The sequence below is a fragment of the Ferrovibrio sp. genome (assembly GCF_025869515.1).
In the GTDB taxonomy this organism is placed as follows: domain Bacteria; phylum Pseudomonadota; class Alphaproteobacteria; order Ferrovibrionales; family Ferrovibrionaceae; genus Ferrovibrio.
The window spans coordinates 1-23,449 of record NZ_JAOZVR010000003.1; the positions used below are offsets into that span (position 1 = coordinate 1).

At 63.0% G+C, this 23,449-nt stretch carries 28 protein-coding genes and 1 pseudogene; 20 read left to right on the forward strand and 9 right to left on the reverse strand.

The window, feature by feature from the left end; translation table 11 throughout:
* Together OJJ21_RS00230 and OJJ21_RS00235 are read left to right on the forward strand one after the other, a co-directional pair.
* Positions 1 to 331: pseudogene (locus OJJ21_RS00230) on the forward strand (hypothetical protein); the annotation flags it as partial.
* A 147-nt stretch (positions 332 to 478) separates the two neighbouring features.
* Positions 479 to 700: a hypothetical protein gene (locus OJJ21_RS00235; protein WP_297682165.1), complete on the forward strand. Its 222-nt coding sequence runs from the start codon at positions 479 to 481 to the stop codon at positions 698 to 700.
* 91 nt (positions 701 to 791) lie between these two features.
* Here OJJ21_RS00235 and OJJ21_RS00240 read toward each other — a convergent pair whose 3' ends face one another.
* From OJJ21_RS00240 to OJJ21_RS00255, 4 genes are all read right to left on the reverse strand, one after another.
* On the reverse strand, positions 792 to 1,232 hold the full coding sequence (locus OJJ21_RS00240; RefSeq protein WP_297682167.1) for a DUF2794 domain-containing protein: 441 nt from the start codon (positions 1,230 to 1,232) through the stop codon (positions 792 to 794).
* Between the two features lie 93 nt (positions 1,233 to 1,325).
* Complete coding sequence (locus tag OJJ21_RS00245; protein WP_297682169.1) at positions 1,326 to 1,877, reverse strand: response regulator; 552 nt, start codon at positions 1,875 to 1,877, stop codon at positions 1,326 to 1,328.
* Between the two features lie 24 nt (positions 1,878 to 1,901).
* On the reverse strand, positions 1,902 to 2,558 hold the full coding sequence (locus OJJ21_RS00250; protein ID WP_297682171.1) for a chemoreceptor glutamine deamidase CheD: 657 nt from the start codon (positions 2,556 to 2,558) through the stop codon (positions 1,902 to 1,904).
* A 24-nt stretch (positions 2,559 to 2,582) separates the two neighbouring features.
* Positions 2,583 to 3,773 carry a pentapeptide repeat-containing protein gene (locus tag OJJ21_RS00255; RefSeq protein ID WP_297682173.1) on the reverse strand — a complete coding sequence of 397 codons (1,191 nt, stop codon included), beginning with the start codon at positions 3,771 to 3,773 and terminating at the stop codon, positions 2,583 to 2,585.
* 307 nt (positions 3,774 to 4,080) lie between these two features.
* Here OJJ21_RS00255 and OJJ21_RS00260 point away from each other — a divergent pair, with 307 nt between their 5' ends.
* From OJJ21_RS00260 to OJJ21_RS00310, 11 genes are all read left to right on the forward strand, one after another.
* Positions 4,081 to 4,542 (forward strand): hypothetical protein, encoded by a 462-nt coding sequence (locus tag OJJ21_RS00260; protein ID WP_297682175.1) that lies wholly within the window; start codon positions 4,081 to 4,083, stop codon positions 4,540 to 4,542.
* Positions 4,543 to 4,654: 112 nt separating this feature from the next.
* Positions 4,655 to 5,194 carry a hypothetical protein gene (locus OJJ21_RS00265; RefSeq protein ID WP_297682176.1) on the forward strand — a complete coding sequence of 180 codons (540 nt, stop codon included), beginning with the start codon at positions 4,655 to 4,657 and terminating at the stop codon, positions 5,192 to 5,194.
* Between the two features lie 186 nt (positions 5,195 to 5,380).
* Positions 5,381 to 5,875: a hypothetical protein gene (locus tag OJJ21_RS00270; protein ID WP_297682178.1), complete on the forward strand. Its 495-nt coding sequence runs from the start codon at positions 5,381 to 5,383 to the stop codon at positions 5,873 to 5,875.
* A 178-nt stretch (positions 5,876 to 6,053) separates the two neighbouring features.
* A complete protein-coding gene (locus OJJ21_RS00275) occupies positions 6,054 to 6,368 on the forward strand; it encodes an STAS domain-containing protein (RefSeq protein WP_297682180.1) in 315 nt (104 codons plus the stop codon).
* Positions 6,365 to 6,730 (forward strand): response regulator, encoded by a 366-nt coding sequence (locus tag OJJ21_RS00280; RefSeq protein WP_144068627.1) that lies wholly within the window; start codon positions 6,365 to 6,367, stop codon positions 6,728 to 6,730. Before OJJ21_RS00275 ends, OJJ21_RS00280 begins: the two co-directional genes overlap by 4 nt.
* Before the next feature lie 48 nt (positions 6,731 to 6,778).
* Positions 6,779 to 9,028 (forward strand): chemotaxis protein CheA, encoded by a 2,250-nt coding sequence (locus OJJ21_RS00285; RefSeq protein WP_297682184.1) that lies wholly within the window; start codon positions 6,779 to 6,781, stop codon positions 9,026 to 9,028.
* 18 nt (positions 9,029 to 9,046) lie between these two features.
* Complete coding sequence (locus OJJ21_RS00290) at positions 9,047 to 9,565, forward strand: chemotaxis protein CheW (RefSeq protein ID WP_297682186.1); 519 nt, start codon at positions 9,047 to 9,049, stop codon at positions 9,563 to 9,565.
* Between the two features lie 15 nt (positions 9,566 to 9,580).
* Positions 9,581 to 10,447 (forward strand): protein-glutamate O-methyltransferase, encoded by an 867-nt coding sequence (locus OJJ21_RS00295; protein WP_297682188.1) that lies wholly within the window; start codon positions 9,581 to 9,583, stop codon positions 10,445 to 10,447.
* Positions 10,448 to 10,474: 27 nt separating this feature from the next.
* Positions 10,475 to 11,527 (forward strand): chemotaxis response regulator protein-glutamate methylesterase, encoded by a 1,053-nt coding sequence (locus OJJ21_RS00300; protein ID WP_297682190.1) that lies wholly within the window; start codon positions 10,475 to 10,477, stop codon positions 11,525 to 11,527.
* Between the two features lie 64 nt (positions 11,528 to 11,591).
* Complete coding sequence (locus OJJ21_RS00305) at positions 11,592 to 12,023, forward strand: response regulator (protein ID WP_297682192.1); 432 nt, start codon at positions 11,592 to 11,594, stop codon at positions 12,021 to 12,023.
* A 20-nt stretch (positions 12,024 to 12,043) separates the two neighbouring features.
* Entirely contained in the window at positions 12,044 to 12,538 is a 495-nt protein-coding gene (locus OJJ21_RS00310) for a MarR family transcriptional regulator (protein ID WP_297682194.1), read from the forward strand.
* An 18-nt stretch (positions 12,539 to 12,556) separates the two neighbouring features.
* On the opposite strand, the gene OJJ21_RS00315 is transcribed toward OJJ21_RS00310, so the two are convergent.
* Entirely contained in the window at positions 12,557 to 13,507 is a 951-nt protein-coding gene (locus OJJ21_RS00315) for an alpha/beta hydrolase (protein ID WP_297682195.1), read from the reverse strand.
* A 128-nt stretch (positions 13,508 to 13,635) separates the two neighbouring features.
* On the opposite strand from OJJ21_RS00315, the gene OJJ21_RS00320 reads away from it, so the two are divergent.
* The 4 genes from OJJ21_RS00320 to OJJ21_RS00335 all read left to right on the forward strand — a co-directional run bounded on the left by OJJ21_RS00320 (position 13,636) and on the right by OJJ21_RS00335 (position 18,374).
* Positions 13,636 to 15,036, forward strand: coding sequence for an aspartate aminotransferase family protein (locus OJJ21_RS00320; RefSeq protein ID WP_297682197.1), 1,401 nt, complete (start codon positions 13,636 to 13,638; stop codon positions 15,034 to 15,036).
* A 207-nt stretch (positions 15,037 to 15,243) separates the two neighbouring features.
* Entirely contained in the window at positions 15,244 to 16,020 is a 777-nt protein-coding gene (locus OJJ21_RS00325; protein ID WP_297682199.1) for a hypothetical protein, read from the forward strand.
* Positions 16,021 to 16,269: 249 nt separating this feature from the next.
* Complete coding sequence (locus OJJ21_RS00330) at positions 16,270 to 16,833, forward strand: TRAP transporter small permease subunit (protein WP_297682202.1); 564 nt, start codon at positions 16,270 to 16,272, stop codon at positions 16,831 to 16,833.
* A 5-nt stretch (positions 16,834 to 16,838) separates the two neighbouring features.
* Positions 16,839 to 18,374, forward strand: a complete 1,536-nt coding sequence (locus tag OJJ21_RS00335) for a TRAP transporter large permease subunit (protein ID WP_297682204.1) — start codon at positions 16,839 to 16,841, stop codon at positions 18,372 to 18,374.
* A gap of 53 nt (positions 18,375 to 18,427) precedes the next feature.
* On the opposite strand, the gene OJJ21_RS00340 is transcribed toward OJJ21_RS00335, so the two are convergent.
* Entirely contained in the window at positions 18,428 to 19,585 is a 1,158-nt protein-coding gene (locus tag OJJ21_RS00340) for a PQQ-dependent sugar dehydrogenase (protein ID WP_297682206.1), read from the reverse strand.
* Positions 19,586 to 19,653: 68 nt separating this feature from the next.
* On the opposite strand from OJJ21_RS00340, the gene OJJ21_RS00345 reads away from it, so the two are divergent.
* From OJJ21_RS00345 to OJJ21_RS00355, 3 genes are read left to right on the forward strand one after another with little or no spacing between them, the layout of a single operon-like run.
* Positions 19,654 to 20,244 (forward strand): XRE family transcriptional regulator, encoded by a 591-nt coding sequence (locus tag OJJ21_RS00345; protein WP_297682208.1) that lies wholly within the window; start codon positions 19,654 to 19,656, stop codon positions 20,242 to 20,244.
* A complete protein-coding gene (locus OJJ21_RS00350; RefSeq protein ID WP_297682210.1) occupies positions 20,241 to 20,738 on the forward strand; it encodes a GNAT family N-acetyltransferase in 498 nt (165 codons plus the stop codon). The genes OJJ21_RS00345 and OJJ21_RS00350 overlap by 4 nt, the downstream gene beginning before the upstream one ends.
* Positions 20,735 to 21,268, forward strand: a complete 534-nt coding sequence (locus OJJ21_RS00355; protein ID WP_297682212.1) for a GNAT family N-acetyltransferase — start codon at positions 20,735 to 20,737, stop codon at positions 21,266 to 21,268. The genes OJJ21_RS00350 and OJJ21_RS00355 overlap by 4 nt, the downstream gene beginning before the upstream one ends.
* 60 nt (positions 21,269 to 21,328) lie before the next feature.
* Here the strand turns inward: OJJ21_RS00355 and OJJ21_RS00360 are convergent, their stop codons facing one another.
* From OJJ21_RS00360 to OJJ21_RS00370, 3 genes are all read right to left on the reverse strand, one after another.
* Complete coding sequence (locus OJJ21_RS00360) at positions 21,329 to 21,853, reverse strand: hypothetical protein (RefSeq protein ID WP_297682215.1); 525 nt, start codon at positions 21,851 to 21,853, stop codon at positions 21,329 to 21,331.
* 28 nt (positions 21,854 to 21,881) lie between these two features.
* Positions 21,882 to 22,256 (reverse strand): outer membrane beta-barrel protein, encoded by a 375-nt coding sequence (locus tag OJJ21_RS24370; protein ID WP_366092109.1) that lies wholly within the window; start codon positions 22,254 to 22,256, stop codon positions 21,882 to 21,884.
* A 682-nt stretch (positions 22,257 to 22,938) separates the two neighbouring features.
* Positions 22,939 to 23,124: a hypothetical protein gene (locus tag OJJ21_RS00370; protein ID WP_297682219.1), complete on the reverse strand. Its 186-nt coding sequence runs from the start codon at positions 23,122 to 23,124 to the stop codon at positions 22,939 to 22,941.
* Between the last annotated feature and the right edge of the window lie 325 nt (positions 23,125 to 23,449).

The window sequence follows — 23,449 nt, forward strand, 5'->3', positions numbered from 1 at the left end:
CGCCAGCCTGCGGGACCACATCGACAGCCGGCCCGAGCAGTTGACGACGCGCATCTGGCGCCAGGTCGGCCTACCGCTGGCGGAAGGCATGGCCGCCTATGGCCGCGGCGACTGGCGCCAAGTGTATGAAAAATTACCCCCTGCCCTGCAGGGACTGCAGCAGGTCGGCGGCAGTCATGCGCAACGCGACCTGTTCTGGCAGCTCTGGCTGCAGGCCGGCGCAAAAGCTGGCGAGAAAGCCGCCATAAAGCCGCATCTGGAGCGGCGCATGCACGAGCGCCCAGACGTGCCCAAACATCGGCGCGAACTGACGGCACTCCTGCAATCATAAAATTCGCGTAAACCGACAGAGTGTCGCAGCAAAAATATCGGCATTGCCGATTATGCACGGCAGGCGCAACGTGATGACGATGCAGCCGCCGATTCGCCGCCGATTGGCGTGGGTGGTTTGCAGCACATTGCCAAGGGATGAACCCCGATGATGACCCGCGTGAAAACCCTCGCTGCCGCTTTCGTGATGGCCGGCTTCCTGGCCGGCACTCTCGCCCCCGCCTTTGCTCCTGCCGCCCAGGCCGCGCAAACCCAGACCGCCAAGCCGGCGAAGAAGGCCGAGAAGAAGAAGGTCGCCAAGAAGAAGACTGGCGAAAAGAAGGCCGCCGCCAAGCCGGCCGCGAAGAAGGCTCCGGCCAAGAAGGTCTGATCCTTCTCCGATCGCCAGTGCAGAATTTTTGTCTGCGCAGAATTTCGGGCTCCCGCCTGCCGGCGGGGGCCCGTTTCTGTTTCAGGCGTCGCTAGAGCGTGGCTTCGCGCTTGGGCTCGAAGAATCGCAGCATCACCGCCAGATCCTTGCCGCGCCGCACGATACGGCCGCCATGGGCGATGATGGCAAAGGCGCCCTGCTTGCGCGCCAGCTTCGGCGTCTTGACGATACGGTAAAGCGCGCCGTCGGCGCTGCGGCGGAAGACGGCGAAACTGCAGCTCTCGCGGTCATGGCCGATGGCATAGTCGCGCCATTCGCCCATCCCGACCATGCGGGCATAGAGATTGAGGATCAGATTGAATTCGCGCCGGTCGAAAAAAACGGCGGGTTCGACCGCCGGACGGGGATCGGTGCTTCTGGCGATGATCAGCTTTACGTCAGCACCCGAGCCCACGCTTTCGAGGCCCGCGCCGTCCAGGGCGGTTTCCTCAGGCGAACGCCGAAACTGGTGCAAAGCGACAACTTCGCTCATGCCGGAACGGCCGACCTCCCAACTGATTGCAGTTGTTTGAATCTTGGTCCCGCTCTGGCGGAACGTCAAGTCAGGAATAACGGCCCGCGACCGTCAGAGCTCGCTCAGCAGGTTCTGGACGGCATCCTCGTCCATCTGCTGGTCGCCCTTTTCCAACATATCCTTGCGGCGTTCCTCGCCGGTATAATTCGACACCTTGTGGCGACGCCGGTCGGGACCGAAGAATTCGTCGGTACGCACGAACTGGCGCGGGTATTCGATCACCATGGTGATGCGCCGCGCCATCGTCTTGGCCGAGAACGGCTTGACCAGGAATTCGGTGACGCCGATATCGCGCGCCTTCACCACTTTCCATTCTTCCGACTGCGCCGTCACCATCACGATCGGCACGAACACGTTCTTCGACGCCGGGTTCTTGCGAATCCATTCGACCAGGCCCATGCCATCCATCTCACCATCCATGTGCCATTCGGTGAAGATGATATCGACGACATTGTTTTCGAGATACGTCAGCGCATCTTTGGCATTCATGCACTCGGAGATACGGTTGACACCAAGCGGTCGCAAAACCTCTTTAATAAGCTGCATGTGGTTGTGATTGCTGTCGACCACAAGCACTGCGACATTGTTGAGTTTGTATGCCATGGCGACGAATGCTCTGCGTGGGCCTCAGTCGAACAGCTCGATGCTGCCCGCCGTGGTCTGTACCGCGGTGATCTTCTTCGCACTTTCGCGCTGGAACACGGCCTTGGCACTGGCGTCCTCGATCTGCTTCATGCGCACGACGCCAGTCGAAGGATAATACTGCACCTTGCGCGGCAGCGTGCCACGCAGATCGGCCCCCATGATCCTGAAGCCTTCGGCCTTGAGATAGCGCTCGACGAATTCGGCATTCTGGTGACCGATGCCGCGCAGGCCGGCCAGCACGTTGGCGCCGCCGAAGATTTTCACCTCCAGCCGTTCACGCCGTCCGCCGGCACCGAGGATTCCGTTGATCAACTGCTCCATGGAATAGCTACCGTAGCGCAGCGAGGCGGAAAACGGCAAATCCGGATTGTTGTCGCCGCCCTTGTCGGGCAGCAGGAAGTGATTCATGCCGCCGACCCCGGCGACCGGATCGCGGATACAGGCGGCGACGCAGGACCCCAGGACAGTGGCCAGCATTTCGCCTTCGCGGGTCGAAACGTAGAAGTCGCCCTGAAAGACCTGGACGACGTTAACTTTTAGAATCGGGTCGTAATACCGCCGGCGCTCCGCCGTGGGACCAGCAGCGCTGCCCTCGGTGGCGGCTGGACGCCGCAGGATACTGCCCGGTGTGGTATTCATTGGGTCATCATGGCTATCGGCCGGTCACGGTTCAAGGCCGCTGACGTCATGGAGGATGGCATCCCCCCAGTCGACGCCGTCGCAGACCGCCCCGGCCAGGCGGGCATTGGACAGATCGGTGTAGATTCTGCGGCCGGTCCGCTCGCCCGTCGCGCTGAGAATCTCGGCGCTGGAGAAGCGGCTGCCGCTGAAACGGCCATTACGCAAATCCGCTCCCGTCAGGTTGCATCCCGCGAAGGTGGTATCCAGGGCGCGGCAACCGCGCATATCCACGCCGGACAGATCGGCGAATTTGAAGATGGTCTTGTCGACCCTGGCGTCGCGCAGGGCCGCGCCGCGCAGCTTGATGCCGGACAGATCGAGCCCGCAGAGATCGAAGCCGCTGAGATCCTGGCCGCGCAGATTGGCCGGCCTGCCGTCGCCGCCGGCGACCCAGTTCTTGTGCTCGGCCAGCGCGGTATGGATTTCCGCTTCAGTCATCGGTTTGGGCGCTGTCGAGCCGGACTCGACCGCCATGTTGGCCATCACCACATTGGCGCCGAAGGTATCGACATTGCTGAGATCGACGCCATGCAGATGCGCATCGGTCAGATTGGCGCCCTGCAGGGTCGCGCCGGCCAGATTGGCGCCACTCAGTTCAGCACCCACCAGGTTGGCGCTCGCCAGCGTCGCCCCTGCCAGATCGGCACCGGTCAGATCGACACTGACCAGCTGGCAATCGGTGAGCGCGGCATCCTGCAGGTTGGCCCCGGCCAGGTTGCTGCCGCTGAAATCGGCGCCGAGCGCATCAACCCCGACCAAGGTGGCGCCGGCGAAATTGCTGCCGGTGACGTTCTGGCGCAGCACCTCGACGCCTTCGGCGGCATCCTGCCCCAGTTCAAGCCCGCGGCGAAAATTGGCACCGGTGAGATTGGCGCCGGCCATGTTGACGCTTTCCATTGTCGCGCCGCGCAAATCCGCCCGGCTGAGGTCAGCCTCGGACAGATCGGCGTTGCTGAGATCGGCCTTGAACAGGTCGCATTGCACCAGCTGGGCCTTGGCCAGCTTGGCGTCGCGCAGATTGGTCATGCGGAAGGAGGCCCGACGCAGATCAACACCGGCGAGATCGGCACCGGACAGGTCACGACCGGAAAAATCCGCCGGTCGGCCGCTCGGCATGCCTTTCAGCCAAAGATGGTGGTGATGCAGCATCTCTTTGATGTCGATCGGATCCATATCCGTGTACCGCCCCCTTATCGATCCGGTAGTTACCATGTTTCGCTGCGGCGGCATACGCATGCTGGCAAGTGTTACCGGCTTTTAATTTCCCCCCCTTAAGAGTTTTGTCCACAGTATTGATCAATCCAAGGCAGTAAAGCGCGACGGCAACCAGCGGTCGTAATCCGCAGGGGCGAGATCGGGAAAAAGTTCGTACAGGGTTCATTGGGCGACGGGTGCAAACCGTCGGGAAATATGGAAGAGTTAGCAAATGGGGAAGGCTCCGGCATTGCCGAGGGACAATCGGAACACGCAATCGGGCAGCATGGAGGGGTTCAGCCCCGCCGGCTCGCGCGAGTTGCTGGATTTTATCGCGCTTGTCCTGCTCGCCCTCAAAGAAGAGGTCGAAGACCTGCAGAAAACCCAAAACGCCAATGGCCAGGCCTTTGCCGCCAAGCTGGTCGAACTGGGCAGACAACTGCCGGACTCCCCTTTGATGGGCGAGGCAATCAGCCTGATGCAGGGCGACGACCTGCGCAGCCAACGCCAGCAGCATGTGATCAATGCGCTCCGTTATGTCGAAGACATTATCCGCGACCAGTCCGGCCGCGATTGGGCGCCGCGCCTGACCGAACGGGCCGCCGGCTGGGGTGAAGGTCTGATCGCCGGCCAGACCCTGGAGCAGGTGCGCGCGCATTTTCAGCATTACCTGCTGGGCACGCCATCTGAAGATGCAGAGCGGGGTGTATCCGCAATCGCATCGAAGAGTGATGTGGAACTGTTCTAGTCTTTATGCAGACAAGTGTGTATTCGGTTGCGACTGTGAAACAGGACGTTTACTTTGCCTATGTTATCGCAGGGGCTGTTATGCCGCTGCAGCGGGAGCGCCGATAGCTATCATGGCCAACAACGACAGTGCCAAAACGGATACCACACCCGCCCAATCTTCCGGCGGGGCGGAATTCGTTACGCCACCGAATTATCTCAAGATGAAGGTCGGCGCTGGCGGCATCGACAAGGAAGCGGTCAAGGAAGCCGAGATCGCGATCCAGGTGCTCGGCCATAAAATGTATGCGAAATGGGCCGATGACGACCTCGGCCGCATGCGGGCTTCCTTCGAGGAACTGAAGCAGACCAACCTGGACGATGCCGGCAGCGTCAAGAAAATGCTGCGCATCTGCTGGGACATGAAAGGCCTGGGCGGCACCTTCGGCTATCCGCTGGTCACAACCATCACGCATTATCTGAGCAATTACCTGGAGCATTGCCTGAACAGCGATCCGCCCCAGGTCAGCACCGCCGTGGTGTCGCCGCATATCGATGCGCTCTATGTCGTGCTGAGCCAGAAAATCAGCGGCGATGGCGGCGCGATCGGCCGTGAACTGGTGGCCGGCCTGGAGAAGGTCGTGCTCAAGACCGGCGCGCGGATCGGCGGATAACCGCCAAACCGTTCCGACTTCAGTCGAATCGGCATTGCCCCAACAGCTTGTAGGTATGCGCAACAGCGCCCCCGCGATCTAGCGGTTCTCCTTGACCCCCCGAATCGGCGCGGGTAAGGTCAACCCGAATCGGGCAAGCACCCCGATTCGTAATGTGAGCTTCTGCCTTCAGGGATTGGAACACCCGTGGATCTCGATCAAGGGTTGTTCGCAGAGCACGATTCGGATTGCGGCCACTCGGATTGTGGCCACGATGCCGCGTTCAGCCACGCGGCAAGCTTCGGCGGCGGCCTGGCCGATGATCCCATTATCGATGTGGAAGCCGAAGATATCGAACCCGCGGCAGACCCGCGCGCCGGCGCGTCGCAACCGCTGAGCCGCCTGCCCCGCATCGGCGACCGCTTCAATACCGAAACCCGTTTTCAGGGCCAGTCGCTCTCACAACTTGCGGTTCATTCCCTGTGGATCGCCGATTATCTGCGCCAGCTCGGCGAAACCGAAATGGCCGATGGCGATCTCGACAGCATCGGCCGCTGCGCCGACGACCTGGAAAGCGCGATCATGCTGATGTTCCAGCTGGCCGGCGGCACCCGGCAGGAGCTGCGACAGCGCTATCACGAGATCAAGCTGGCCATGCGGGCCCAAAGCCGCACCACCATCGATCTGAGCTGCGCGCAGTAAGCGCCGACACCCCCTGTGGGTTAGCCGAAGTCTCGGATCATATGTGGTTTTTTGATAACCCCCGAAGCATCCCCCTTCCGTCCCGCCGGACCGTCGGCTAGGCTCTCGATTGTAAGGCCTGTTGCTGCCCACGCAGCGGCGGCCGGTGCCCGCTCTACGGGTACTCTGGGGGATGTGGATGGAACCTTTCACGGTCACGAAAGCCGACGATACGACCCAGCTCGGTCTGGTCGCGAGTATGGACCTGCGCGCGGCCGAGCCGCTGCTGCACAGTTTCCACGAGATTATGGCCCAGGGCGGCAAGGTGGTGATCGACGCCGCCGCCGTCGAACGCCTGTCCACCCCCTGCGTGCAGATTCTGCTATCGGCTGCCCAGCATATGGAGCAGCACGGCATTCCCTTCGTCGTGAAGTCGCCCAGCGATGCCTTCGTCAGCGCCTTCGACGATCTGGGCCTCTTTTCGTTTCTCATGAAATGGCCGGTACAGACATGACCAAGCGCGTTCTCACTGTCGACGATTCGAAGACGATGCTGCAGATGCTGCAGTTCGCGCTGAAGCAGGGCGGCTTCGAGGTCATCCAGGGCGAGAATGGCCAGGAAGGCCTCGATCTGCTGGAAGCCAATACCGTCGACGTCATCATCACCGATATCAACATGCCGGTGATGGACGGCATCACCTTTATCAAGGAACTGCGCAAAAAGCCGAAGAACAAGGCGACGCCGGTTCTGATTCTCACCACCGAAAGCAGTCAGTCCAAGAAGGAGGAAGGCCGCAGTGCCGGCGCCACCGGATGGATCGTCAAGCCGTTCGATCCCGGCAAGCTGCTTGAAGTAATCCGCAAGGTCAGCCCGTAACGGGCCGATGGCGGAACGGCGACGCGGAGCAGAAGCGGGACGCGGCCCATGGATGACTTAGCCCAGTTCAAACAAACCTTCTTCTCGGAATGCGAGGAGCTGCTTGGCGACCTTGAAGGCCATCTGATGGCCTTGCAGTCGGGCGAGGGCGACAACAACACGTTGAACGCCGTCTTCCGCGCCATCCACTCGATCAAGGGCGGCGCCGGCGCTTTCGGCTTCGACCGCCTGGTCGCCTTCGCCCATATCTTCGAGACCGTGCTCGATCTGATGCGCGACGGCCGGCTGGAACCGACACCGGATTCCGTGCTGCTGGTGCTGCATTGCGCCGACATCCTGTCCGACCTGGTCAAAGCCGCCCAGAACGGCACCGAACTGCCGGCCGACCATGAGAATGAAGGCCGCAAGTCGCTGATCGATCTGGCCGCCTCCATCGGCGTCGATGCTGATCCGCATGCCGCCGATGCAGCGCTTGCCGCGCTGGATGCCCAGCTGGCGGGCGGCGGGGGCCTGGATGCCGAACCCGAGCCTGCGCCGGCCGCCGCGCCAGAGCCCGAGCCGGAAGCGCCCGCCGCGCCGGCAGCGCCAGCCAAGGCGCCGCTGCTGAAATACCTGGTGAAATTCACGCCACGCGATGCCCTGTATCAGCGCGCGAACGAACCGCTGATCCTGATCCGCGAACTGCGTGAGCTGGGCGGCTTCCTGGCCAAGGCCGATGCCGATGCGGTGCCGGCACTGGACCAGATCCAGCCCGAAGGCGCCTATATCAAATGGGAATTCGAGATCGAGACGGATCGCGGCGAACAGGCGATCAAGGATGTTTTCGAGTTCGTGCTCGATGATTGCGAGCTTTCGATCACCTGCCTGAATCCGCCGGCCGCCGCGGCGAAACCGGCCGAGCCGGAAGCTGTGGCGAAGCCCGCCGCCGAAGCGGCGCCGAAAGCGGCTGCGGCTCCGGTGGCCGCCCCCGCCGCAGCGCCCAAAGCCGAGGCCCCGAAGCCGGCTGCCGCCGCGCCCAAAGCCGAGGCCGGTGCCGGCCCTGGCGCTGCCGGTGGTGGCGGTGCAGGCGGCGAGACCAAAGCCGCCCGCTCGATCCGCGTCGATCTCGACCGCGTCGACAAACTGGTCAACATGGTCGGCGAACTGGTCATCACGCATGCGATGATCGCGCAGCAGACCGAGCATCTGCATGCCGACCAGCATCCCGAACTGGCCAACGGCCTGGCTGAACTGTCGCATCACATCCGCGATCTGCAGGAAAGCGTGATGGCGATGCGCGCCCAGCCGGTGAAGAGCGTGTTTGCCCGCCTGCCGCGCCTGGTGCGCGAACTGGCGATGATGACCAACAAGAAAATCCGCCTCGACATGAGCGGCGAGAACACCGAAATCGACAAGACTGTGATCGAGCAGCTCGGAGATCCGCTGACCCATATGATCCGCAATTCCTGCGATCATGGCATCGAAAGTCCGGAAGATCGCTCCGCCGCCGGCAAACCGGCCGAAGGCGTGATCCATGTTTCCGCCGACCAGCGCGGCGGCCGCATCGTGATCGAGATCACCGACGACGGCCGCGGCATCAACCGCGAAAAGGTGATGAAGAAGGCGATCGAAAAGAAATTGGTCGCCCCCGATGCCGTGCTGAGCAACGAGGAAATCGACAACCTGATTTTCCTGCCCGGCTTCTCGACCGCGGATACGGTATCGAACATCTCCGGCCGCGGCGTCGGCATGGATGTGGTGCGCCAGAACATACAGTCGCTCGGCGGCCGCGTGCATATCCAGTCGCGCCCGGGCCAGGGCTCAAGCTTCATCCTGACCCTGCCGCTCACGCTCGCCGTGCTCGACGGCATGGTGCTCAAGGTCGGCGTGCAGTCCTACATCCTGCCGCTCGCCAATATCGTGGAAAGCCTGCGTCCCGAGCCGGACCAGATCAACATCGTCGCCAACCAGAGCGAATTGCTGCGCATCCGCGGCGAATACGTGCCGCTGGTCTACCTGCACCGTATCTTCAAGGTGCCGAACGGCATCGACGACACGACCAAGGCGCTGGTCATCATCGTCGAACTGGAAGACAGCTCGAAAATGGGCCTGGTGGTGGACGAGATCATCGGTCAGCAGCAGGTGGTTATCAAAAGCCTGGAAGAGAATTTCGACCCGATCCGCGGCGTCGGTGCCGCCACCATCCTGGGCAACGGCCGGGTGTCGCTGATTCTGGATGTCGCAGGCATCAAGCATATCGCCGAGCGTGAAGGCCAGCAGCGCAGTTCGGTGCCGCGCCTGGCCGCGCCGGCAGCGTAGTATCAGGAGAGTCCGTCCATGGCAGCCGCAGAACAGACCGCCCGTTCCAGCCGTACCGTGCAGTTGGTGTCCTTCACCGTCGGCAACGAGGAATATGGCGTGGACATCATGGCGGTGCGCGAAATCCGCGCCTGGTCGGAAACCACACCGCTGCCGAACACGCCGGAAGTGGTGCGCGGCGTCATCAACATGCGCGGCGCCATCGTGCCGATCTTCGACCTGCGCGCCCGTTTCGGCATGCCGCGCACCGAGCCGACCAAGTACAACGTCGTGATCATCGTTTCGGTGTCTTCGCGCATCGTCGGCATCCTGGTCGATGCAGTGTCCGACATCATCACCATCAATGAAGATGAAATCCGCCCGATGCCCGACATGGAACAGGTCAGCGGCCTGGGCTTCATGGAAGGCCTGATCACGGTCGGCGAGCGCATGGTCGGCCTGATCGGTCTGGAGCGCATGTTCTCGGGCCGCATGCTCGAAGCCGCCGACAATACCGGCAAGCCGATGCTGGCCGGTCCCGCCGAAACAGCGGCCTGATATCCCGTATCCCCCATGGCATCCGACACACGCGCAGCTGACAGCCCGACCGCCGAGGATCGCGAATTCGCCTTCTCGTCGAGCGACTATGATTTTCTGCGCGCGATGCTGAAGGAAAAGACCGGAATCGAGCTGGGACCGACCAAGCACAACATGGTCTATGCCCGGCTGGCCAAGCGCCTGCGCAAGCTCGGCATGAGCGGTTTCCGCGAATATATCGAGTTCATCGGTTCGGATGCCGGCAGCGGCGAGCTGGGCACCACGCTGAACGCGCTGACCACCAACCTGACCAAATTCTTCCGCGAGAATCATCATTTCGAGCATCTCGCCACCACCGCGCTGCAGGAAATCCGCGCCCGTGCGGTGAGCCAGGGTCGCCGGTTGCGCATCTGGTCGGCCGGCTGCTCCTCGGGCGAGGAGCCCTATTCGGCGGCCATCACGCTGCTGCGCTCGATGCCCGATATCAAGCAATGGGATGCGAAGATCCTCGCCACCGATATCGATACCGAGATGGTGCGGCGCGGCACCGAAGGCGTCTATCCCGCCGCCGCGCTGGAAGGCATGGCGCCGGATATCGCCAAGAAATACTTCGAGCCCTACAGCGAGGACAAGGTGCGCGTGGTGGCCGAGGCCCGCGCCCTGATCAGCTTCAAGCATCTGAACCTCGTCGGCCACTGGCCGATGAAAGGGCCGTTCGACGTCATCTTCTGCCGCAATGTCGTGATCTATTTCGACAAGGACACGCAGCGCGTGCTGTTCGACCGCTACGCCAATTTGCTGGCGCCGGGCGGTTTCCTCTATATCGGCCACTCGGAGAACCTGTTCGGCATCACCGAACGTTTCAAACTGCTGGGCCGCAATATCCATCGCAAGATTGCATGATCATTCTGAGACGTGCGGAGCAGGGCTGTGGCCGGTAAACGTATCAAGGTTCTCATCGTCGACGACAGCGCGCTGATCCGCCAGCTGCTGACGGCCGCGCTGTCCAGCGACCCCGAGATCGATGTGGTGGGCGCCGCGCCGGACCCGCTGGTCGCGCGCACGATGATCAAGGAACTGAACCCCGATGTCCTGACCCTGGATGTCGAGATGCCCAACATGGACGGCATCTCCTTCCTGGAAAAGATCATGCGGCTGCGGCCGATGCCTGTGGTGATGGTCTCGACCCTGACCCAGAAGGGTGCCACCATCACCATGCAGGCGCTCGAAATGGGCGCCGTCGATTTCGTGCCCAAGCCGACCCTGGACATCAAACATGCCCTGGAAGAGATCAAGCAGGACCTGATCGCCAAGGTGAAAACCGCCGCCACTGCCCGGGTGGTGGCGCGCAACCGCCCGGTCGAAGGCCAGACCCCCAAGCGCCTGACCCCCGGCCCGGGTTTCAATTCGACCGACATCATCGTGGCGATCGGATCGTCCACCGGCGGTGTCGAGGCACTGAAGGAAGTGATCACCATCCTGCCGCCGGACAGTCCGCCGGTGCTGATCACCCAGCATATGCCGCCACGCTTTACCGGCAGCTTCGCCGCACGGCTCGATTCGCTGTCGGCGGTGACCGTGACCGAAGCGAAAGACAATGTCCGCGTCTTCCCCGGCCACGTTTATATCGCGCCGGGCGACTATCACCTGACGTTGCATCGCTCGGGCGGCCACTATTATACCAAGCTGAACCATGACCCGCCCGTCTCGGGCCATCGTCCGTCCGTCGACGTGCTGTTCAATTCGGTCGCCGAGCATGCCGGCCATAACGCCATCGGCGTGATCCTGACCGGGATGGGCAAGGATGGCGCCACCGGCCTGAAGAAAATGCTGGAGGCCGGCGCCCAGACCATCGGCCAGGACGAGAGCACCAGCCTGGTCTATGGCATGCCGAAAGCCGCCAAACTGATGGGTGCGGTGCAAGCGGAAGTAGGCATCACCCAGGTAGCAGCCGAGATCCTGAACCGTTGTAAACAGCGTTGAGAAACCTTGTTTTTTGGGATAAAAACCATGATGTTAGGCATTGATTCGGACACCGCAGGCCAGAATGGCCGGCGTTGGTTGCGTTGAGGGAAGAGCGAGCGATATGCCTTCGGCCAGCACACTGCGAGTTTTAATCGTCGACGACCAGATGAGCATGCGCGGCATTGCGCGATATTGCTTGCAGGAAATCGGCATCAAGAACGTTGTCGAGGCGAAGAGCGGTAACGAGGCTCTGGTCGCGATGAATTCCAATAAATTCGATCTGATCATCTCGGACTGGAATATGGACGGGATGGATGGCCTGACGCTGCTCAAGACCATCCGCAGCAACCCCCTGACCAAGCGGATGCCCTTCATCATGGCAACCGGCCAGCGCGATACCGAGCTGGTCAAAACCGCCATTCAGGCTGGCGTGAACAACTACATGGTCAAGCCGTTCAACGCCGCCACCATGAAGCAGAAGATCGAGGCGGTGCTGGGCAAACTCGGCTCCTGACGCGATCGCGGCGCAGTATCATGGCCGCGCAGCAGTCCGACACGCCCGCCCCGCTCCAGCTCGATCACTATCTTCCCTATCTGATCAACCGCGCCGGCGTATCACTGGCGACGCGCTTCAGCGCCACCTTGCGCCAAGCCGGTATCACACTGCAGGACTGGCGCGTCCTGGCCGCCCTGCGCGAGAAAAACGGCCAGCGCCTGACCGAGCTGGCCCAGCGGACCAGTGTAGAAGTCTCGACGCTGTCGCGCCTGGTCGGCGGGCTGGAGGCGGCCGGCATGGTCAGCCGTGGCCGCGACAGCGACGATGCCCGCGCCATCGCCATCCGCCTGACACCGGCCGGCGAAGCGGCGACGGCGGCGCTGACACCAGCCGCGCAGCAGCTGGAAGGCGTGGCGGTGGCGGGCCTGAGCGCGGCGGAGATCGCGCAGCTCAAAGCCCTGCTCGAACGAATCTATGCCAATCTGGCCGAGATGCCGGCGGCTGACGACAGCGCGGCCTATACGGCCAAATGAACCGCGACCGGGCCGCGCCTACAGGCAGCGTCGCAGGAAGCCGACGATATCGGCCGTAATCTCGGCGCGGTTGGTTTCGTTCAGCAGCTCGTGCCGGGCCTCGTCGTAGAAACGATGCTCCACCCGGGTCAGGCCGGCAGCCGCATAAGCCTCCAGCAACTGGCGCAAACCACGGCCACCACCAGAGACCGGGTCATGCCGTCCGGCGATGACGAAAACCGGCAGGGCTTTCGGGATGCGGGCCTGATTCTCCGGCCGCGCCATCGCCTCCAGACCGTCGAGCAGATCGATCCAGGACTGCACGGTAATGGGAAAACCGCAGAACGGGTCGGCGATATATTTGTCGACCTCGGCCGCATCGCGCGACAGCCAGTCGAAATCGGTGCGTTGCGGCTGGAACCGCTTGTTGAAAGCGCCAAATGACTGCGACTGCACCAGCGCGCTGATGCCGCGCCGGCCCAGCCGCAAACGTTCCAGCCGCGTGATCAGCCGGCCCAGTGCCGCTATCGCCGGCGGTTTGCCGTTCGAGCCGCAGAGCACACAGCCGGCCAGCATGTCGCCATGCTGATACAGGATCTGCTGCGCCATGAACGAGCCCATCGAATGAGCAAACAGCAGCACCGGCTTGTCCGGATGGCGCTGCCGCGCCAGACGGCAGACCGCGGCAAGATCGCCGACCGCGCGATTCCAGCTATCCTGATCACCCATATGGCCCAGCATCTGGTCCCCGGTCACGCTGCGGCCATGGCCGCGGTGATCGAACCCATAGGCGGCGAAGCCGGCCTCGTTCAGTGCGGCAGCAAATCGCGCGTAGCGTCCGGCATGCTCGGCCATGCCATGGGCGATCACCACCACGGCCCGTACTGCCGCCGGGCTACCCTGTGGCGGCAGCCATTCATAACCGGCCAGCGCGATGCCGTCGGCAGCCGAAACCAGAGAGAGGGTTGGGATGATACCAGGCGAAGACATGATCGCAGTCTAGCCAGCGTTATTTGCCGTCGATAGGGCCGAAGTTACGCCATGTGAGTTTTGACAGACGGCGATTTTCGCCGTCTACTGAGCGTCCCCTCCCGGAACGCAGAAACAGGTCAAAACCGATGCCTAGCCCGCAATTGCCCAACTCGATGGCCGCCCGCGATATCGCCCATGTGCTGCACCCCTACACCAACCTGGTGAAGCACGAGACGGCCGGCCCCCTGGTGATCGAAAGCGGCAAGGGCATCTATGTCTATGACGACCAGGGCAAGGAATATATCGAAGGCATGGCCGGCCTGTGGTGCGCCGGCCTGGGCTTCAGCGAGGCGGCCCTGGTGGACGCCGCCATCGAGCAGATGCGCAAGCTGCCCTACTATCATGGCTTCGGTCACAAGACGACCGGGCCGGTGGTGGAACTGGCGGAGAAACTGAAAAGCCTGAGCCCGATCAAGCTGGCCAAGGTGTTCTTCGCCGAAGGCGGCTCGGGCGCCAACGACACGCTGATCAAGCTGATCTGGTATTACAACAACGCGCGCGGCAGGCCCGAGAAGAAAACCATCCTGTCGCGCATCAAGGGCTATCACGGCGTCACCATCGCAAGCGCCAGCCTGACCGGCCTGCCCGCCAACCATCGCGATTTCGACCTGCCGATCGCCCGTATCAAGCATGTCGATTGTCCGCACTATTATCGCTTCGCGGAAACCGGCGAGAGCGAGGCCGAGTTCGTCGCCCGCCTGGCCAGGAATCTGGAAGACTTCATCCAGGCCGAAGGCCCCGACAATGTGGCCGCCTTCTTCGCCGAACCGGTGATGGGCGCCGGCGGCGTGATCCTGCCGCCCAAAGGTTATTTCCCCGCCATCCAGGCCGTGCTGAAGAAATACGATATCCTCAGCGTCTCAGACGAGGTGATCTGCGGATTCGGCCGTACCGGCAACTGGTGGGGCGCGCAGACCTTCGACTACCAGCCCGATTTCATTTCCTGCGCCAAGCAGCTCTCCAGCGCCTACCTGCCGATCTCGGCCGTGCTGGTGCCCGAGCATGTCTACGAGGTGATCCGCGACAATTCGGGCAAGATCGGCACCTTCGGCCATGGCTTTACCTATGGCGGCCATCCGGTTGCCGCCGCGGTGGCGCTGCGCACCCTGCAGATCTACGAAGAGCGCAATATCCTCGGCCATGTGAATGCCGTGGCGCCGCGCTTCCAGGCGCGCCTGAAGAAGCTGGCCGACCATCCGCTGGTCGGCGAGGCGCGCGGCACCGGCCTGATCGGCGCCACCGAACTGGTGGCGAACAAAGCGACCCGTGCCAGTTTCGCACCCACCGCCGGCGTCGGCGCCGCCTGCATGAACTTCGCCCAGGAGGAAGGCCTGATCATCCGCGCCATGGCTGGCGACGTGATCGGCTTCTGCCCGCCGATGATCATCACCGAAAGCGAGGTCGACGAGTTGTTCGACCGGTTCGAGCGGGCCCTGGCCAAGACTCTTGCCTGGGTGTCTCAGCAGGGCCTGAACGCCGCTGCCTGACGAAGCGCTGCGCCGCCGGGCCGGTGTGCCCGGCGGCTTCGCAGTGCATCCTATCCTTTTGGGGGAGTAACCGCGCGGTTCCCGTGCGTCAGGATTGTGTTAAGGTTAACGTAACCGAGGCCAGCCAGTATCCCGCGGATGATTACGGATAACCAAGCACATAGCCGGGAAGCCAACGAATTGGTGTCGCGCATCGAGCAGCGCGCCATGTACATCTTCAGATTCACTGAAGATGTGAATGAGAAACGCAACACCGTTTCCGGCTTTCGCAAATTCTCGACCCTGGTGGACGATTTCCACCAGGCCGCCGAAGTGGCCGAGGGCCGCCTGTCGGTGCTCAGGACCGGTCGCCGCGACGAGCTGCGCCGTTTCGTGTCGCAGTTGCGCGCCAAGATTCTCAAGGTCGAGATCGACGTCAAGCAGAGCTATCTCGAGAATCTGATCGAGGCCCGCTCGGCCCTGCCCTACGGCGCGCGCGAATTCTTCGCCTCGCGGCTGAAGCGGCTGGAGGAGCTGAGCAGCCTGCTGGTCGATGGCCCGGAAGCCGGCGGCACCGCCGACCAGCTGCTGATCCATATGCGCCAGATGCTGAGCCATCTGATGGAGCAGGCCCCGCAGCTGGAAGTGTTCGAACGGGATCCGGACTGGCGGCCGACCCAGCGCAGCATCCCCACCGGCCGGCCGTCGGCCGCGTCGGCACCGCGCCAGTCCAAGGCGCCGGCGGCCATGGAGATCAAACCGATCCGGCTGACCGGCCGCGACGAATGGGGCCGCGTCTTCCTCGACAAGGGTTCGTTCGACCAGATTACCGTCGCCTGCCGGGCGCGCGGGATCAACCTGGACCAGGTTGCCTCGAAATTGGGCATCACCCGGGTTGCCCTCACGCTGATCCTGAATGGCCAGGACCCGATTGCCCGCAACCAGCTCGACGTGCTGCACCGGATCATCAACAACTACAATGCCACCACGGGCGAAATGGGCTGATCCGGCCCCGCCCAGTGCTGCCAAGTTTAATCTAACCCCTGAAAATTTATGAAATTTTTCGTGCCCCGGGGGGCCTGACTCGATTATAAATGGCCCCGGTCGCCGGGCCGGGGCTTTATCGAGCGACCCGCATAGAATAAATACGCCCCGCAAACAGGGAACGCCGGTACCGGGTCAGACAGCCCGGCACCACCAGCCATTCGGATCACGACGGCCAGCCATGGCCTGCTGTGAAGGGGGATTTATTGCATGCGTTTGCTTCTGGCTTTCAGCACGGCCGTTGACCGGCTCAACGACTGGGTCGGCCGTATCGTCTATTGGGCCATCCTGGTTGCCGTGATCATCAGTGCCGGCAATGCCTCGGTGCGCTACATCTTCAATAACAGCTCGAATGCCTGGCTGGAGGTGCAGTGGTATCTGTTCGCCTTCGTCTTCATGCTCTGCGCCGGCTATACGCTGCTGCGCAACGAGCATATCCGCATCGACGTGATCGTCAGCCGCTTTTCCGAAAAGACGCTGACCTGGATCGACATCATCGGCACCGTGCTGTTCCTGCTGCCGATCTCGATCATCATCATGTACCTGTCCTGGCCGGCGCTGGTCGATTCCTTCGTTCGCCATGAAATGTCCAGCGATGCCGGCGGCCTGATCCGCTGGCCGGTCAAACTGCTGATCCCCGTCGGCTTCCTGCTGCTGATCCTCCAGGGTCTGTCGGAGCTGATCAAGCGCATCGCCTTCCTGCAGGGCCTGATCCCGAACCCGGCTCCCAGGAAGCAGGATGCCCATAGCCCGATCGAAGGCGCCGCGGAGTAATCGATATGACACAGTTTCTGATCGACAATCTGGCGCCGCTGATGTTTGTGGCGCTGGTCTTCTTCCTGCTGTTCGGCTACCCGGTCGCTTTCGCACTGGCCGCCAACGGCTTGCTGTTCGCCTTCATCGGCATCGAGCTCGGCCTGCTCACCCCGGCCCTGCTGCAGGCGTTGCCCGAACGCGTGTTCGGCATCATGCGCAACGACACGCTGCTGGCGATTCCCTTCTTCACCTTCATGGGCCTGATTCTCGAACGCTCCGGCATGGCGGAAGACCTGCTCGATACCATCGGCCAGCTGTTCGGCCCGATGCGCGGCGGCCTGGCCTATGCGGTGATCTTCGTCGGCGCGTTGCTGGCCGCCACCACTGGCGTGGTTGCCGCCTCGGTGATCTCGATGGGCCTGATTTCGCTGCCGATCATGCTGCGCTACGGTTATGACCGGAAACTGGCCAGCGGCGTCATCGCCGCCTCGGGCACGCTGGCGCAGATCATCCCGCCCAGCCTGGTGCTGATCGTGATGGCCGACCAGCTCGGCCGTTCGGTCGGCGACATGTATGCCGGCGCCATGATTCCGGGCCTGATCCTGTCGGCGCTCTATGCCGGCTATGTCTTCCTCGTCACCATCATCTTCCCCAAGGCCGCACCGGCCCTGCCGCTGGAAGCACGTTCGCTGCGCGGCATGCAGCTGATCATCCGCGTGCTGGTTTCGCTGGTGCCGCCGCTGGTGCTGATCTTCCTGGTGCTCGGCACCATCTTCATCGGCGTGGCAACTCCGACCGAAGGCGGCGCCATGGGTGCGGCCGGTGCGATGATCCTGGCGATGATGAAGCGCAAGCTGGACTGGTCGCTGCTGCGTCAGGCCATGGACACGACCGCCAAGCTGTCGGCTTTCGTGATTTTCATCCTGATCGGCTCCACCGTGTTCGGCCTGACCTTCCGCGCGGTGAACGGCGACCTCTGGGTCGAGCATCTGCTGACCAGCCTGCCCGGCGGCCAGCTCGGCTTCCTGATCGTCGTCAACATCATGGTCTTCCTGCTGGCCTTCTTCCTCGATTTCTTCGAGCTGGCCTTCATCGTCGTGCCGTTGCTCGGCCCGGCGGCCGAGAAACTCGGCATCGACCTGATCTGGTTCGGCGTGCTGCTCGGCGTCAACATGCAGACCTCGTTCATGCATCCGCCCTTCGGCTTCGCGCTGTTCTACCTGCGCAGCGTGGCACCGGTGGCGGATTACATCGACAAGGTCACCGGCAAGCTGACACCGAAGGTGACCACCGGCCAGATTTACTGGGGCGCGGTACCCTTCGTTTGCATCCAGATCATCATGGTGGCTCTGGTCATCGCCTTCCCGGAGATGGTGACCGGCATGCTGGATCGCGGCACCGGCGTCGATCCGAACACGATCCAGATCGAGATTCCGAGCGATCCGATGGGCGAGGCTCCGTCCGACGACGCCAGCCAGGACGATCAGCCCTACGGCGCGTCCGACACCGAAGATGCGCCGGAAGAGGACAGCGAAGACGAAGAGACTAAGGCCGACTGAATTCGGCCCGTCGGAAAGCCCGGCATCGTCCAGATGCCGGGCTTTTTTATTGTCTAGTCGGCCGGCTCCAGCCGCAGGATGCGACCGCGCGGGTTGTCGGTGGCGAGATAGAGAAAGCCGTCCGGCCCGTCGCGCACATCGCGGATATTGTCGTCGATCTCCTTCAGCATCTGCTCCTGCCGCACCACGCGCGTGCCATCCAGCACCACGCGATGCAGTGTGCCGAACTTCAGCGATCCGACGAACAGGCTGCCCTTCCAGGCCGGGATTCTGTCTCCGGTATAGAAGGCCATGCCCGAGGGCGCGATCGACGGCGTCCAGTGCAGCAGCGGCTGCTCCATGCCGGGCGCCGCCGTGCCGATGCCGATCTTGGCGCCGGAGTAATCGATGCCATGGGTGATCACCGGCCAGCCATAGTTTTTGCCGCGCTCGGGGATGTTGATCTCGTCGCCGCCCTGTGCACCATGCTCATGCAGCCAGACCACGCCGGTCTGCGGATGCCGCGCCATGCCCTGGATGTTGCGATGGCCGTAAGACCAGATTTCAGGGCGCGCATCGCCGCGCCCGACAAAGGGGTTGTCAGCCGGCACACTGCCATCACGGTTCAGCCGCATCACCTTGCCCAGATGCACGCTGAGTTTCTGCGCTTCGTCGCGCCGGTAGCGCTCGCCGACGCCGAGCCACAGCTTGCCGTCACTGCCGACCACGACGCGGCTGCCGAAATGCAGTCCGCCGGACAGCTTCGGCTGCTGGCGGAACAGCACTTTCACATCGGTCAGGGTAGTCTCGCTGAAGACAGCGCTGGCCAGCGCGGTGCCGGCACCGCCGCCTTCCGAACTGGCGCCGGGTTCGGCATAGGTGAAGTAGAGCAGGCGGTTGCGCGCGAAATCCGGATCGAGCGCGATATCCAGCAGACCGCCCTGCCCGCTGTCGAACACCTTCGGCACATTGCCGAGCGGCGGCGACTGCCGGCCATCTTTCGCCACCATGCGCAGGCGGCCGGGCCGCTCGGTCACCAGGAGGCGGCCATCGGGCAGGAAGGCCATACCCCAGGGATTCTCTAGTCCGCTGGCCACCGTGACGACGCGGATGGCGGCATCCTGCGTGCGGATGGTCTGCGATGGCTGCGCGATGACAGGTGCCGTAACCAGCAGGCCGGTCAGGAGCAAGGTCGGAAGCAAGCGGATCTGGATCTCCGGATAGCTCCACATGACATAGTAAGCCACCTGTCCAAACCCAGCTTGACAGACAATTGTCTCTTATAATAGATGATTGTCCCGTGAATGAGACGACAACCAATGCTGATGATATCGAAGCCCGGATCGCCACCCGGCTGAAAACCCGCCGCGAGGAGCTGGGCCTGTCGCTGGCCGACCTGGCGGCCCGCAGCGGCGTCAGCAAGGCGATGATCTCGCGCATCGAGCGCCGCGAGGCGAGCCCGACGGCCGCCCTGCTGGGGCGGCTCTGCGCCGGGCTGGACATCACGCTGTCGGGCCTGATGGCCGCGGTGGAGGACAAGAGCCTGGTGCTGCTGCCGGCCGGGGCGCAGCCGCTGTGGCGCGACCCGGAAACCGGATTCGAGCGGCGCGCCGTCACCCCGGCCGGTACCGGCTCGACAGTGGAGATCGTGCAGGCGGAACTGCCGGCCGGCGCCCGCATTGCCTATCCCGCCCTGCCGCAGGGCGCCTATGACCAGCATATCCTCGGCGTCAGCGGCCGGCTGCGGTTCGAGAGCGGCAGCGACAGCTTCGCCATCGGTCCCGGCGACTGCCTGCATTGTGCGCTGGACCAGCCGCATGCCTTTGCCAATCAAACCGACGACCCCTGCCGCTACCTGGTCATCATTGCCCGACGGAAGACTGCCAGATGATTCGAATCCGCGATGCGACACCCGATGATGCCGAAGCCATCCGCGCCATCTACAACGATGCCGTGCTCAACACCACGGCGGTGTTCGACTATGTCGCCCGCGAACCGCAGGCGCAGCGTGACTGGCTGCGGATGAAAGCCGACCAGAAACTGCCGGTGCTGGTTGCCGTCGATGACGATGCTGTCGTGGGCTACAGCAGCTACGGCCAGTTCCGGCCCTGGCCGGCCTTTCTCTACACGGTGGAAAACGCCATCTACATCGCGCCGGACCGGCGCGGCCAGGGCATCGGGCAGAAGCTGCTCGACGCCCTGATCGCGGTGGCGGCCGAACGCGGCCTGCGCAGCATGGTGGCGGCGATCACCGCCGAAAATGCCGCCAGCCTGCATCTGCACGAAAAGCTCGGCTTCGCCCGCACCGGCCTGATCCGCGATTCGGGCTGGAAATTCGACCGCTGGCTCGACCTGATCTTCCTGCAGCGGATGCTGCAATCATGACGCCAGGAATGATCCCCGCCATCCGCAAACTCGATGCTGCCGGAGCAAAGGCCGAGATCGCCGCCCTGGCCGAGGTGCTGAAGGACTGCGTCGACGATGGCGCGGCGGTGAATTTCCTGACGCCGTTTTCCGACACGCAGGCGCGCGCCTTCTGGCAGCGCGCCATCGCCGAGATCGATGCCTGCAAGGCCCTACTGCTGGTGGCCGATCATGACGGCCGGCTGGCGGGCACGGTGATGCTGGGCCTGGACACGCCGCCGAACCAGCCGCACCGCGCCGATGTGAAGAAGATGCTGGTGCATCGCCGGGCGCGGCGGCGCGGCCTTGCCCGCGCCCTGCTGCTGGCCATCGAGGCCGAGGCACGCGGCCTGGGCCGCACCCTGCTGACTCTGGATACCCGCCATGGCGACAATGCCGAGCCGCTGTATCAGGGCATGGGGTATGTGCTGGTGGGCGTGGTGCCGGGCTATTCGCTGGCCAGCGCCGGCGGACTGGATGCCGCCGCCTTCTATTACAAGCAACTGGACTGAATTTCCCCAGACGGCCGCGCGGCCCTTCGTTCAGCGGCGCGCGGAAAACCGCAAATGCCGTCAGGGCATGGGTTGCAAGCCCGTGACAATTGCGACCGACGGCGCGGGGCCCGAAACGTACATCGTAAAGGAGATCGTGTCGTTGTGAGCGCAAGCCACCGGCTGCAGCATGCTGAAGACAGTCGTTCCGCCAGGATTGAAGAGATAGATATAGCAGGTTTCATTTACGAAGTTGTCGACGATCTGAAACCAGAATAGAAGATTGTTGTTCTGGTCGAAGACATTTGCGGAAATGAAGCCGCTGCCGCAGGTGGGGTAATGATCGCTTTCGGTGGCAAAGCTCCACAAGGCGTTGGGCTGGATCTGCTGATAGGCGAGTTGCTTCGGGTCCCAGCATTGCGTTGCCACCCTTTGCACGGTGATGACGCCGCCGGAGTTGTTCCACATCCAGCCCTGGAATTTGACTATCTCGATTTGCGCCTGGGCCGGGGCCGGCGCAAGCACCGACAACATCGCCGCAACGGTGAGGAAAATGAGGCTGCGGACCAACCTGCTCCCAGCCGATTTGCGAGGCATTCTGCTCATATTCGGTTTCCCCCCCAGTGAAGGTGACTCAGAACCCCTTGAACCGGTAGGTGATGCCAAGCAGAACGGTGTTGGTCTTCAGATCGCCTGTGCTGGTCACGGGTGTTGTGCTGCCGGCTTGTCCGAGATTCGTGATCGTATACGACGTGCTCAGGCTGCCGTAATCCGCATAGAGGTATTTGAGGGTGAGCGCCCAGTTGGAGTCGAGCGCATAACCGCCGCCGACACCCAGGGCCCATCCGAGCATGGTCTCGGTGTTCGAACTGTGGCCTGTTCCGTTAAAGCCGCTGTAGTTGGCGTTGTCGCGGTACGTCGCGTCCAGGGTGGCCCCAGGCCGCCGGTGGCGAAGACCTGCCAGTTGCCCTGCGCCCAGCCCAGCTTCGGACCCAGGGTCGCCTGCCAGTCAGCCTTGACGCGCTGGTCGACGGAGAAACGTATCGTCGGGTCCGACTGAAAGGGTTCGCTGGTCTGGCTGCTCTGATCAAGGAAAAGCGTGTTGGCACTGGCCGCAACGCCGAGCAGGATATGGCCATACTGCTGGGTGTAGCCGAATTCGAGCCCACCCGACGGCCGCCACTGCAGGATGTCGTCGTCGGTCACCCGCCGGAATTGGGCAAAGTCAGTGCCGGTGAAATAGTTGCCGCTCGCCTTGTTCGTGGCCTCGCTCTGGACATGGGAATAGCCCCCGGTCGCCCCGATGCTGCCGCCCAACTCGAAGCCGGACCAGTCGACCGTGGATGCCGGCTGCGCCACAGCGACACCGCCCATTCCACCCACCACCGTTCCAGCCGCCAGCGCAACGATCAAACCGGCAACGGCCCCACGAATACCTGCCCCCACGCACGCCATCCCCTCGGCTCTGAATACCAGGGAATCATGCCAGTCCGCCCGTTCGCCGTCACGTTCCGGATACACCGTCCCGGCCGTTTGAGACGTTTGCGGCAGAAATACGAGACGCTTTGACAAGACCCTCCCCCGGTTTGCGTCGCGCCCCCGACACAGCACCGGCATGCGCAAAGCAAACACGGGGAATGAGAGCAAGTGCAGAATGATTCCCCGACGGCACCATTCGCGGGAGGCTGGAGTCAGGTGCGGATCAGGAAATACCAGGCAAGGATAAAGGCGATCACCACGCCGGCGATGCCGAAGCCGAGCACATAGCGCATGCGATGCAGCTCGATGCCGCTGCGCGCCTTCTGGGTCGACACCACCCGTTCCCGGGTATCATATTCCGCGCGTTCCTTGGGGCCGTATTGCGATTGCACTGCCATGACGTCACTCCGGTGATTGCGGGACCAGAGATACAAAGCCCTGCGAACGGCGACGGTTCCCTGGAATCGCATTGCCTGTGTCAAAACTGCGACCTGAAAACAGAACGGGCGCCTGGATCGCTCCAGACGCCCGGCGTCGCGCCTCCCTGTTTTTTTGTATAGCTGCGACGTTTCGTTGCTTAGCCGCGGTTCATGCGGTTATTGACCAGGTCGTCCACCACGCTGGGATCGGCCAGCGTGCTGGTATCGCCGAGCGCGGAATATTCGTTCTCGGCGATCTTGCGCAGGATGCGGCGCATGATCTTGCCCGAGCGCGTCTTCGGCA